Source organism: uncultured Halovibrio sp., from assembly GCF_913056445.1.
GTDB lineage: Bacteria > Pseudomonadota > Gammaproteobacteria > Pseudomonadales > Oleiphilaceae > Halospina > Halospina utahensis_B.
Genome location: NZ_CAJXMA010000088.1, coordinates 1 through 11,283 on the forward strand (window position 1 = coordinate 1; position 11,283 = coordinate 11,283).

Here is an 11,283-nt window from a genome sequence, read left to right on the forward strand (position 1 = left end):
GCGAGCTGGTGACCGAACGCCGCAGCATTGAGACGGGCGCTGAGCGTGACGGCGTGGTGGAGGTGGCGTCCGGCCTTGAATCCGGAGAACGGATCGTTGCCAATGGCCTGCTGCGCCTGCGGGCAGGGCAGCGCGTGCAGATCGCCGATGAGGATGACAGGCCCGGAGCGACCGTTGAGGACAGCGGCAGTGGTGCAGCACAGGGAGACGGCTGATGCGATTCACCGATATCTTCGTCCACCGGCCGGTACTGGCGACGGTGGTCAGCCTGCTGATCCTGTTGCTGGGCGTGCGTTCGGCCATGGAAATGGAGATCCGGCAGTATCCGGAGCTCGAAAGCACTACGGTCACCGTGACCACCGCCTATCCCGGCGCCAGCTCGCAGCTGGTGCAGGGCTTCGTCACGACGCCGCTGCAGCAGGCCATTGCCGAGGCGGATGGCATTGATTACCTGACGGCGACCAGCCGCCAGGGCAGTTCCATCATTCAAGCCAAGATGGACCTCAACTACGACGCCAATGACGCGCTCTCCGAGATCCAGGCGAAAGTGGCCAGCCAGCGCAACGAACTGCCTGAGGCCTCCCGGGATCCGGTGATTGAATCGGAAACGGGCGATTCCACGGCACTGATGTACATCGCCTTCCACAGCGAGTCGCTGCCGGTGTCGCAGATCACCGATTACCTGACACGTGTCGTGCAGCCCCAGCTGCAGGCGCTGAGCGGTGTGGGCAAGGCTGACCTTTTCGGGCGCACCTATGCCATGCGCGTATGGCTGGATCCCACCCGGCTCGCCAGTCTTGATATCACGCCCCGTGAAGTGGTCGATGTACTGCGGGCCAACAACTACCAGGCGGCAGTAGGGTCCATCGAAAGTGACCTGATCCGAGTGGGCCTGGATGCGGATACCGACATCGCGGATCCGGAACAGTTCCGCAGGCTGGTGGTCCGGGAGGTGGATGGCACCCTGATCCGGCTCGAGGACATCGCGGATGTGGCACTGGGCGCGGAGAACAACGACCAGATTTCCTATTATGCGGGCAGCCCCGCGACCTACCTGGCGATCGAGCTGGCGCCGGGCGCCAATCCGCTCGATGTGGCGGACAGGGTGCGCAGTGAGCTGCCCGGCATCGAATCCCAGTTGCCCTCGGGGCTGAACGTTGACCTGCCCTACGATGCCTCGGAGTTCATCGAGGATTCCATCAACGAAGTGATCTACACCCTGGTTGAGGCGCTGATCATTGTCCTGGTGGTGATCTTCCTCTGCCTGGGCAGTATCCGTGCCGCCGTTGTGCCTTCCGTGGCCGTGCCCCTGTCCATGATCGGGGGCGCTTTCCTGATGCTGCTGATGGGCTTTTCCGTGAACCTCCTGACCCTGCTGGCAATGGTGCTGGCCATCGGGTTGGTGGTGGATGACGCCATCATCATGGTGGAGAACGTGCACCGCCACGTTGAGCGGGGCGAGAAGCGTTTTGATGCCGCCATCAACGGCGCCAGGGAAATGGCGGTGCCCATCATCGCGATGACCACCACGCTGGTGGCGGTGTTCGCCCCCATCGGCTTCATGGGCGGTCTTGTGGGGGCGCTTTTCACGGAATTCGCCTTCGCGCTGGCGGCAACCGTGGTCATTTCCGGTGTTGTGGCCCTGACGCTGTCGCCGGTGCTCTCTGCCAACGTTCTCAAGCCAGCCGGGGAGTCCGGGCGCTTTGAACGCATGGCCGAGTCCTTCTTCGAGAGACTGTCCAATGCCTATCGCCGGGCGCTGACCAGCGTGGTCAGCAGCCTCCCTGTGATCGCCTACTTTGGTGTGGCCATACTGGTGGCGATCTATTTCATGGTGACCTTCAGCCAGAGCGAACTGGCGCCGGACGAAGACCAGGGCATTGTCTTCTATCAGGGCACCGGGCCACAGACCGCGAACCTGGATTATCTCGAGCGTTACGGCGCCGAGATGCAGGAACGGTTCGAGACGCTGCCCGGGTATGAGGAGTCCTTCATGCTCATGGGGGCTACGGCGCCCAATGAAGTGTTCGGCGGTTTCAAGCTCAAGCCCAGCAGTGAGCGTGAGATCTCCCAGTTCGAGGTCCAGCCCATGCTCCAGGAGGAAATGGACCGGGTGACCGGACTGCGTGTGGCGACTTTCCCGCGCCCGCCCCTGCCGGCTTCCGGCGGCGGGCTGCCGTTCCAGTTCGTGCTGACCACCGGCAGCGACTTTGAGCAGCTCAACGAGGTGGCCGATGAGATGCTGCAGGAGGCCAACCAGAGCGGCAATTTCATCTTCCTGGAGAAGAGCATTGACTATAACCGCCCGGTGACGGGAATCAGTGTGGACCGTGAGCGCGTGGCGGACCTCGGTCTGTCCATGGCGGATGTGGGCGAGACACTGTCCACCATGCTGGGTGAGGGCTTCGTGAACCGCTTCAACATGGAAGGGCGGGCCTACGATGTGATCCCGCAGGTTTCGCGGCCCTTCCGCAGTGATCAGGAGAAACTGCGCGACTACTACGTCCGGTCCGCGTCCGGTCAGCTGGTGTCCCTGGACCAGGTGATCGACTTTGAGCAACGGGTGGAACCCTCCAGTCGGACCCAGTTCAATCAGCTCAATTCCATCACACTTCAGGGGGTTCCCATGCCGGGCACTGCCATGGGGGATGTTATGGCCTACATGGAGAATCTGGCCGGCGAGACCCTGCCCCAGGGCTTTGGTACGGATTACAAGGGCCAGTCCCGACAGCTGGCGCAGCAGGGCAGTGCGCTCATGATGACTTTCTTCCTGTCGCTGCTGGTGATCTACCTGGTGCTGGCGGCGCAGTTCGAGAGCTGGCGGGATCCGTTCATCATACTGGTGTCGGTGCCCCTGTCGGTGGCCGGTGCCATGATCTTCATCGTGCTCGGAGTGGCCACCATGAACATCTACACCCAGGTGGGGCTGATCACTCTGATCGGTGTTGTGGCCAAGAACGGGATCCTGATCGTGGAGTTCGCCAACCTGCTTCAGAAGGACCGGGGCATGAGCGTCCGCGAGGCGGCGATCGAAGCCTCCGCCATCCGGCTACGCCCGATCATCATGACCTCCCTGGCGCTGATCGTGGCCATGGTGCCGCTGCTGCTGGCCTCGGGGCCGGGCGCAGTGAGCCGTTTCGCCATTGGCCTGACGGTGGCCACCGGCCTGGGCTTCGGGACCTTCTTCACACTCTTTGTGCTGCCAGGGTTCTACATCATGCTGGCCCGGGACCATAATGCTCCGACCCGCGCCGAGGCGGCGAGCTGATAACAACAAACGGAGGGCGGTCATGACACCGGAGGAATACACCGGGCAGGATGCCACTGGGCTGGCGCGCCTGATCCGCGAGGGCCAGGTGCGGCCGGGCGAGGTAGTGGATGCGGCCATCAACCGCGCGGAACAGATCAACCCCGCGCTCAACGCGATCTGCCAGCCGCGCTTTGAAAAGGTCCGCCAGGAGCAGCCGGAGGCCGGGGGTACGTTTGCCGGTGTCCCCTTCCTGGCCAAGGATCTGGCCCAGGAAATGGCGGGCATGCCCAGTACCATGGGCAGCAGGGCGCTATTGGGGTATGTTCCGGACCAGGATTCCGAATACATCCGGCGGGGGCGCCAGGCGGGTCTGCTGATGATGGGGCGCACGGCCACGCCTGAGCTCGGGCTCAAGGCCATCACCGAATCCCGGCTCTGGGGCCCGACCCGCAACCCCTGGGATACGGAGCGCACACCCGGCGGCTCCAGTGGCGGCTCCGGCGCAGCTGTAGCGGCTGGCATTGTGCCCATGGCCGGCGCCAACGATGGCGGCGGATCAATCCGTATTCCCGCTGCCTACAACGGGCTGTTCGGCCTCAAACCCTCGCGCGGGCGTGTTTCACCCGGCCCCTATCTGGGCGAAGCCTGGACAGGAGCGAGCGTGGATCACGTGGTCAGCCGCAGCGTACGCGACAGCGCGGCCATGCTGGATGCGATCGCGGGTAATCCGAAGGGTGACCCCTTTACGATTCCGGCTCCTGAACAACGCTGGGCGGACGCCATCCGGTCTTCCCCCCGGCCTCTGCGCATTGGCTTCTTCACCGAATCCCCCTACGGTTCGGAGGTGGATAATGACTGCGTGGAAGCGGTAGAGGCGACGGCGCGGCAGCTCGAGGCACTGGGCCATCACGTGGAGCCGGCCATGCCTGATTTTGATGGCATGGCCATGGCTCGCGCCTACCTGACCCTCTATTTCGGCGAGGTCTCGACCATCATGGAAGAGGCCAGGGCGCAGACTGGGGCCAGTGACAGCGATTTTGAGATCGAGACCCGGTTGCTGGGTGCCCTGGGGCGCAGTATGCGGGCTGTCGACTATGTGCGCTCCCGCCGTGGCTGGAACGATTTCGCCAGGGCCCTGGGGCGGTTCTTCGGCGACTACGATCTTTACCTGTCGCCCACCACCGGTCAGCCACCGGCACGGATTGGAGAGCTTGAGACGCCCACGCACCTGAAGTTCGCCGCACGGATGCTGGTGGGACTGCGCGCCGGCAGTCTGGCGCTGAAGAGTGGCATGGTCGAGGAGCTGGCCCAGGAGAACCTGGCGCGGACGCCCTTCACCCAGCTTGCCAATCTCACTGGTACGCCGGCGATGTCGGTGCCGCTGCACTGGTCGGATGAAGGGCTGCCGGTCGGGGTCCAGTTCGGGGCACCCCACGGGGATGAAAGCACGCTTTTCCAGCTGGCGGCCCAGCTGGAAGCCGCCCATCCCTGGTGGCCACGCTACCAGTCCCTGTGGCAGCGTCTGTAGAGCGGATCAGGCCTTGCTGTAGGGCTTCTGTTCCCGGAACAGCTGATCCAGCTCGCCCTCGTAGTAGGCCTCCACCCGCGGGTTCATCACCTTCTTCCACAGCGGTGGCACCAGCGCCAGGACGAACATGGCTGCATAACCGCCCGGCAGCTGTGGGCTCTCATCGTAGTGGCGCAGCACCTGGTAGCGCCGGCGGGGAAAAGCGTGGTGATCCGAGTGGCGCTGCAGGTGGAACAGGAAGAGGTTGGTCAGCAGGTAGTTGCTGTTCCAGCTGTGAGCCGGTGTGACCCGCTCAAAACGGCCGTTCTCCTGAACCCGGCGATGCAGCCCGTAGTGTTCGATGTAGTTGATTACCTCAAGTGTGGCGGCGGCGAAGAAGCTCTGCGCCAGGAAGAACACCAGCCCGGTCCAGCCCAGGGCCACCGTGAACGCGACCGCGAACAGGGCTGAAATCGCATACCACCAGATCAGCTCATTGGCCGGCCCCCAGGGGTTCCTGCCCTTGCGGCGCAGTTTCTTGGCCTCAAGCCTCCAGGCATTCATGAAGTTGCGCGGGAAGGCCTGCAGCAGGAAGGCGTAGACGCCCTGGTTGTAGCGCGAGGAGCTGGCGTCGTCGGGGGTGGATACGTGCACATGGTGACCCATGATGTGTTCCACCTTGAAACCCGCATAGGTCACGCTGGCAAGGGCAAGCCCGCCGATCCATGTCTCCAGCTTCGTATCCTTGTGGATCAGTTCATGGCCGATGTTGATGGCCATGATGCCACCGACCACCCCGATTGATACCAACCAGCCAATCTGGGCGGCCAGCCCCATCTCCACCGTCGCAAATGCCCAGCCGGCATAGATGACAACGGCCAGATGTATGGGCACGCAGACCAGGGTGAGAGCCCGGTAATACCAGTCCTTCGTCATGTCCGGAACCTCAACCTCCTCGTCGGGGTTGGCCGGATCCTTGCCAATGATGTAATCGAGTATGGGAATGAACCCGAAGATGAAGAGCGCCGGGAACCAGGCCCAGAAAAGCGTGTTTCCACCCTGGGTCAACTGCCAGGTGACCCATGCCGCGATCGCGGGTACTACCAGTACCAGCAGGTAGGCGTAGCGCTTGATGCGCACCATGACGTGCGGGGGGACTCGGGAAAGCATCGGGGCATCCTCCTGTCATTATTGTAAGCGGTTTGTGTGATTGTGGATTCAGGCTAATCCTTGAGCTCATGAATTGTCAAACAACTCATGTTTTGGGTGGGGGCGGATTGATGTAGAATCGTCAGCACAGCACCAGAGGACGATCCGAGTATGGCCTTACCGCAACAGCTCAGTCTCAGTGAGCGCATCGCCCATCACCTTTCACTGGAGATCATCCGGGGGCAGCGCCAGCCATTGGAGCGCTTACCCGAGAGTGAACTGGCGCGGGAGCTGGAGGTCAGCACTAATTCCCTGCGTGAAGCGTTCCGGCTTCTCCAGGGCTGGCATCTGGTGGAGATCCAGCCACGCCGTGGTGCCCGGGTGTGCGATGTGGGCGAGGCGGATGTGCGTGATCTCTACGACTTCCTTTTTCTGCTTCTGGGGCGTCTGGCCAGCGACGTGGCCCACAATTGGCAGACCGGCCAGCTTGAGCCCTTCCTGGCGATCAGCAGGGAATTTGAGGCACAGGCGGAAGAGCAGGATCGGGAGCGGGTGCATGAACTGGCGTTCGACCTCGCCCGGGAAGGACTGAAACTGACCACCAACCGGTACCTGACGGATGCCATCGAGGATCTGATGCCACTGCTGCAGCGTTACTCATTCATGGCACTGCGTGAGGAAACCACGGAACTGACACAGTCCGTGGACTGCATGCGTGAAACCATCGAGGCGGTGTTGGCCAGGGATGCGGCACGGGCTGCGCAGTGCCTGAAAACCTATGGGGAGAATCAGTGTCAGGTGGTGTTGAGGGCGCTGGCCAAGAGGCAGGCCGCCTAGGATTCCGGCACGGTTGGGTATCCCCAGAAGTAGCCCTGGCCCTTGAGCCCGCTGAACTGTTCGAGCCACTGGACCGTCTGCTCATCCTCCACACCTTCAATAACCGTACGCAGGTTCAGCGACTGGGCCAGTTCGACCGTGGCCCGGAATACTTTCTGGCGCTGCTGATCCCAGAGTATCCTCGTCAGGAAACTGCGGTCGATCTTCACCTCATCGAGTGGAAATTCAGTCAGGGCGGACAATGATGAGGTTCCGGTACCGAAGTCATCCAGCGCAATACCGAAACCACAGTGTCGGAGCTGCCCCAGGCGATCAGTGGTGAGCGCCAGATCCCGGATGACACTCGTCTCGGTGACTTCGAGGATGAAATCATCCGGTGTGCAGCCCTGATGCCGGACAATCCTTTCCAGATCATCCGCGAGTTCCGGGACCGAAAGATCCCTGGAGGAAATGTTGATGGCTGTGCGGGTCTGCTGGCCGAAGTGCTCCCGGACCTGGGCCAGGTCTTTGGCCGCGCGGTTCAATACCCAGCGGGTCACACGGGTTATGCTGCCGAGTTCCTCGACCAGCGGAATCCAGTCACCCGGTGGGATCATCTGGAACTCCGGGTGGTACCAGCGCACCAGGGCTTCCACGGATTCGGGCTGCCCGGTACCGATGTCTACCTTCGGCTGGTAGGCAAGCTGGATCTGATCTGAGCGGAAAGCATCTTCCAGATCGAGCATCAACAGTTGCTGGTGTTTCTGGTGTTCATGAATCGCGTTGTCGTAGAAATTGATCGGCTCCTGCTGGAGACTGGCATAGCCGGCTGCGGACAGAACCTCCTGGATGCTGTCGCCATGATCGGGCAGGCTGGCGACCCCAATGGAGCATCGCCAGTTCAGGGTGTATCCCTGATAGCGGCAATCCGGTGCCGCAAAGTCGATGAGCTGCTGCCAGAATGGATCCTCCCTGTCGATCCTCCGGGTTAGAACGAACGCTGCATCCATTGTTTCGATTGAGACGACAGGAGCGCTGTCGATGTAGCGGACGGTATCCGGTCCCATCTGCCTGAGATGGTTTTCAAGGCTCGTCAGATAATCCCGCACGAACCTTTCTGCAACCTGGTGACCAACCACGTGTTCAATCTCGTGAAATCGGTTGAGCCGGAGAACCACAATCTGGAGTTCTCCCGATGTCTGATTGGCCAGGCTGGCTTCCAGAGCGGAGCGGTTGGGTCTTCCGGTTACCTTGTGTTTCCGGAGGCTGTCTTCCAGTTGGTTCTGAACGGCAAGGCGGCGCTCCTGCTCTGTGACCCTTTCGCTGGCGGCGATCCGCCTCAGCCGTTGCTCGCGCCAGAAGAAGTGGACGGCGGCGGCGACAAGAACGACGGCTGAGAGAATGGTACCCAGTGAGAAGGCTGAATCCGAGAACACGTTGACGGGCACCGCGCCCACGGTACGCAGAGTGCTGGTGATGAGGCCGGCTGTCAGGATCAGTACCGCTGCCGTGAAATACCGTGCGTAGAGCGAGTGCCGGAAACGGCTGGCGGCAATGAACAGGGAGAGTACGCACCCCAGAATGCCCAGCATAATGGTAACTGCCTGTATCGGAAGTTCTGCTCCGGTGAACTCGACAAGAATGAGTGTGAGAGCTGCAAGGGACAGGCCGTTAAGCAGATGCCTGTATAGGCGCGGTGGCTGCAGGGCAATCAGGGTGTGTTGAGCGAATGCGATCAGGGTGGTCAGCATGGACGTGGTGATGACCGCGTCGAGCGCTGGCATCCCCCGCCAGAAAAGCCATGCTCCGAAACCATTGAGAACCAGCTGGATGTGGATGACGGAAACCGTGAGAACCGTCAGCCAGGCCAGCATGACTGTGCGGAACCGCAGGGTCAGGAAAAGATTGATGGCCAGCAGGAACAGGGAAAGCCCAAGAAGGATGCCGTTGATGGTTGCCCGCTTAACGCTGCTGTGGACCAGACCATCATCCCCGTGAACCGATACCGGGAAGACCGTGGGGCCAGCATCGGAAACCTCGAAAAACAGCGTGATGGTGGCGCTGGCGGGTATCGTGACCGGCCAATGGAAGGAGGGTAGGGGAATCAGGCGGCTGGAAAACGGCTGCAGGCTGCCCTGGGTTCGCATGGGCATCAGCGGGCCCGAATGTTTGTTCAGCCTGGCTGCGCGGATCCGATCAATGTAGGGGGCTGGCACGGACACCCACCGCTGTAGTGGCCGCCGGGACGCGTTACTCAGCTTCAGCCGGAAGGTGACCGGCTGAGCGGTAAAACCGAGCGCGGAGTAGGAAGGTGTGGTGGGACGCCATCCGCTGTCAGAGCGCAGCCAGCCTTCCTGGTGGAGTTCCGCAATGGAGCCTTCCCGGTAGGTCAGGTCAAGTGGTGCGGTGCGCCCGTTCTCGGCGCTGTGCTGCTGGAGAAAGGGCGAATACTCCGCATTGTGGACAAGGGTGGAAGCGGCCATGACTGCAGTCAGGAGCAGTATGGGAAGAAGCGGCTTCTTTACAAATGGCAGGCTGGCTATGCCGCTGGGAACTTCATATTGCCCATTGGGCATGATCAAAGCTGTCCTTGCTGGTGGATTGGACGCTCTGATTAAAGTTCAAGGAGTCAATTTTTGCAAAAAATGGCACCCTCCGGGCGGAGGATGCCGGCTTGTGTCAGGAATCGTCAGGCAGGTACGCGCCGTCCTTGTCATGCACCTCACGGCCGGTAACCGGCGGGTTGAAGGAGCAGATCAGGCGCATGTCCTCGGTTCCACCGCGCAGGATGTGGCGGTCGTTGTTGTTCAGGGCGTACATGACACCGTCGTAGATCTGATGCGTCTCGCCGGTCGCCAGGTCCTCGATGCTGCCGTTACCGGCGACGCAGTAGACCGCTTCCAGATGGTACTTGTACCACAGGTGGAGTTCGGCACCCGCGGGAATGATGGTTTCGTGGAAGGAGAAGCCCATGCCGTCCTTCTTCAGCAGCATCCGGCGGCTGACCCAGCCCGGACCCTCAACCTCGCGCTCGGTTCCGATGATGTCCTTGATGTCCCGTACAATCATATCTGTCCCACCTGTTGAATCTGTGATCGGTAAAGGCCTTTGTTACTGGGGCCCGAGCACTGAGTGTAGCGTTTGCAGACGGTAGTACAATAGCGTAATCCCCCTAGCCGACGGTGTTTTAAATGCTGTCAGAACCCTCATCGGGGGTGGGGCATTCATGTAGAATGAGGGGTTTCTCGCCAGTAATCATGCATCAACCCAGAAGGCAGTGCTGCCATGACGGAGCCTGAGAAACGCCGGCGCCGCAGGCTCGATTTTCTGATTGCCCGGCTGACCGGCATCACGCGTAAGGAAGCCAAGCAGCTGATCAAGGCCGGTCGGATCGAGGTCGAAGGCCGTGAAATCGGGGGGCTGAAAGCCCAGTCCCGGATCGGCGTTGAGGAAGCGATTTTCCTGGACGATCAGCAGCTGGAAAGGGAGTCCGGTGAACGGTACCTGATGCTGAACAAGCCAACCGGCGTGGTGAGTGCCACGAAGGACGACTACGACCCCACTGTTCTGGATCTTCTGGAACCGGAACTGCGCCGCGGACTGCATCCTGTAGGGCGGCTGGATAAGGACACCACTGGTCTGCTGCTGCTCACCACTGACGGCGAGTGGAGTCATCGCATCACCTCGCCTCGCCACGGGTTCCCCAAGACCTACCGGGTCTGGGTTGCCGATCCCATTGACGATGAAACCCTGGCGAGCCTGGAAGAAGGCATCATGCTCAGGGGCGAGGATACCGCTGCCGTGGCCCATGACATTGAGCGCCTCGGCAGGGCTGAACTGCGGCTGACCCTGACCCAGGGGCGCTACCACCAGATCAAGCGCATGATGGGCGCTGTGGGTAACCGCGTGGTCCGGCTGCATCGTGAGCGGGTTGGCCCCATCGATCTGGATCCGGGCCTGGAGCCGGGGGATTACCGGGACCTGACCGAGGCCGAGATCAACGCCTTCCTGCCGGTAGATGATCCGCCACAATGATGGTGTCCCGACCCCAGGTCTTGGCCTGGTAGACGGCATTGTCCGCCCGGTGAAGCCAGCTTTCCCAGTCATCGTGGGGCGAGGCCAGGGCGGCCCCAATCGAGCATGTCACGGGCTGGCCGTGAGTGTTGAGCCGGTCCCTTATGGTCTGCTGGATATGGCGCGCGGCCAGGATCATGCTTTCATCCCGGACGTTATTGAGCAGCAGGACAAATTCCTCGCCCCCGAACCGGAACAGGCGGTCCTCATGCCTTGAATGGGTACGCACCAGATCGGCAAACCGCTTGAGCACCTCATCGCCGTTGGCATGGCCGTAACGGTCGTTGATCTCCTTGAAATGGTCCAGGTCCAGCATCAGAAGGCCGGCACCGGATTCTCTCCGCTGGACCCTTGCGATGGCGATGCACAGCTCCTCTTCCAGGGCCCGCCGGTTGCCGGCACCGGTCAGCGGATCACGGATGGCCTGTTCCTCCAGCAGTCGCGCCTGTGCGCGGGAGCGGCGTGCGAAGGAAAAGGCGAATATCGA

The 11,283-nt window shown here is 61.7% G+C and carries 8 protein-coding genes and 1 pseudogene; 5 read left to right on the forward strand and 4 right to left on the reverse strand.

The window, feature by feature from the left end; all coding sequences use genetic code 11:
• The 3 genes and pseudogenes from QZ501_RS13165 to QZ501_RS13175 form a co-directional block, all read left to right on the forward strand.
• Positions 1-215: pseudogene (locus QZ501_RS13165) on the forward strand (hypothetical protein); the annotation flags it as partial.
• On the forward strand, positions 215-3,268 hold the full coding sequence (locus QZ501_RS13170) for an efflux RND transporter permease subunit (protein WP_095617952.1): 3,054 nt from the start codon (positions 215-217) through the stop codon (positions 3,266-3,268). The pseudogene QZ501_RS13165 and the gene QZ501_RS13170, both read left to right, overlap by 1 nt.
• Before the next feature lie 22 nt (positions 3,269-3,290).
• A complete protein-coding gene (locus QZ501_RS13175; RefSeq protein ID WP_295720109.1) occupies positions 3,291-4,778 on the forward strand; it encodes an amidase in 1,488 nt (495 codons plus the stop codon).
• 6 nt (positions 4,779-4,784) lie between these two features.
• Here the strand turns inward: QZ501_RS13175 and QZ501_RS13180 are convergent, their stop codons facing one another.
• Positions 4,785-5,927: an alkane 1-monooxygenase gene (locus QZ501_RS13180; protein WP_295720112.1), complete on the reverse strand. Its 1,143-nt coding sequence runs from the start codon at positions 5,925-5,927 to the stop codon at positions 4,785-4,787.
• Between the two features lie 150 nt (positions 5,928-6,077).
• Between QZ501_RS13180 and QZ501_RS13185 the strand changes: the two genes are divergently transcribed.
• Positions 6,078-6,743, forward strand: a complete 666-nt coding sequence (locus tag QZ501_RS13185; protein ID WP_295720115.1) for a GntR family transcriptional regulator — start codon at positions 6,078-6,080, stop codon at positions 6,741-6,743.
• On the opposite strand, the gene QZ501_RS13190 is transcribed toward QZ501_RS13185, so the two are convergent.
• Both QZ501_RS13190 and QZ501_RS13195 read right to left on the reverse strand, forming a co-directional pair.
• A complete protein-coding gene (locus QZ501_RS13190) occupies positions 6,740-9,205 on the reverse strand; it encodes an EAL domain-containing protein (protein WP_295720117.1) in 2,466 nt (821 codons plus the stop codon). The genes QZ501_RS13185 and QZ501_RS13190 overlap by 4 nt on opposite strands.
• 196 nt (positions 9,206-9,401) lie before the next feature.
• Positions 9,402-9,791 carry an ectoine synthase gene (locus QZ501_RS13195; RefSeq protein ID WP_077528716.1) on the reverse strand — a complete coding sequence of 130 codons (390 nt, stop codon included), beginning with the start codon at positions 9,789-9,791 and terminating at the stop codon, positions 9,402-9,404.
• Between the two features lie 216 nt (positions 9,792-10,007).
• Here QZ501_RS13195 and QZ501_RS13200 point away from each other — a divergent pair, with 216 nt between their 5' ends.
• Positions 10,008-10,757, forward strand: coding sequence for a pseudouridine synthase (locus QZ501_RS13200; RefSeq protein WP_151440872.1), 750 nt, complete (start codon positions 10,008-10,010; stop codon positions 10,755-10,757).
• Here QZ501_RS13200 and QZ501_RS13205 read toward each other — a convergent pair.
• Positions 10,720-11,283 (reverse strand): GGDEF domain-containing protein (locus QZ501_RS13205; protein WP_295720119.1); only part of this gene is annotated, 564 nt, incomplete at its 5' end. The genes QZ501_RS13200 and QZ501_RS13205 overlap by 38 nt on opposite strands.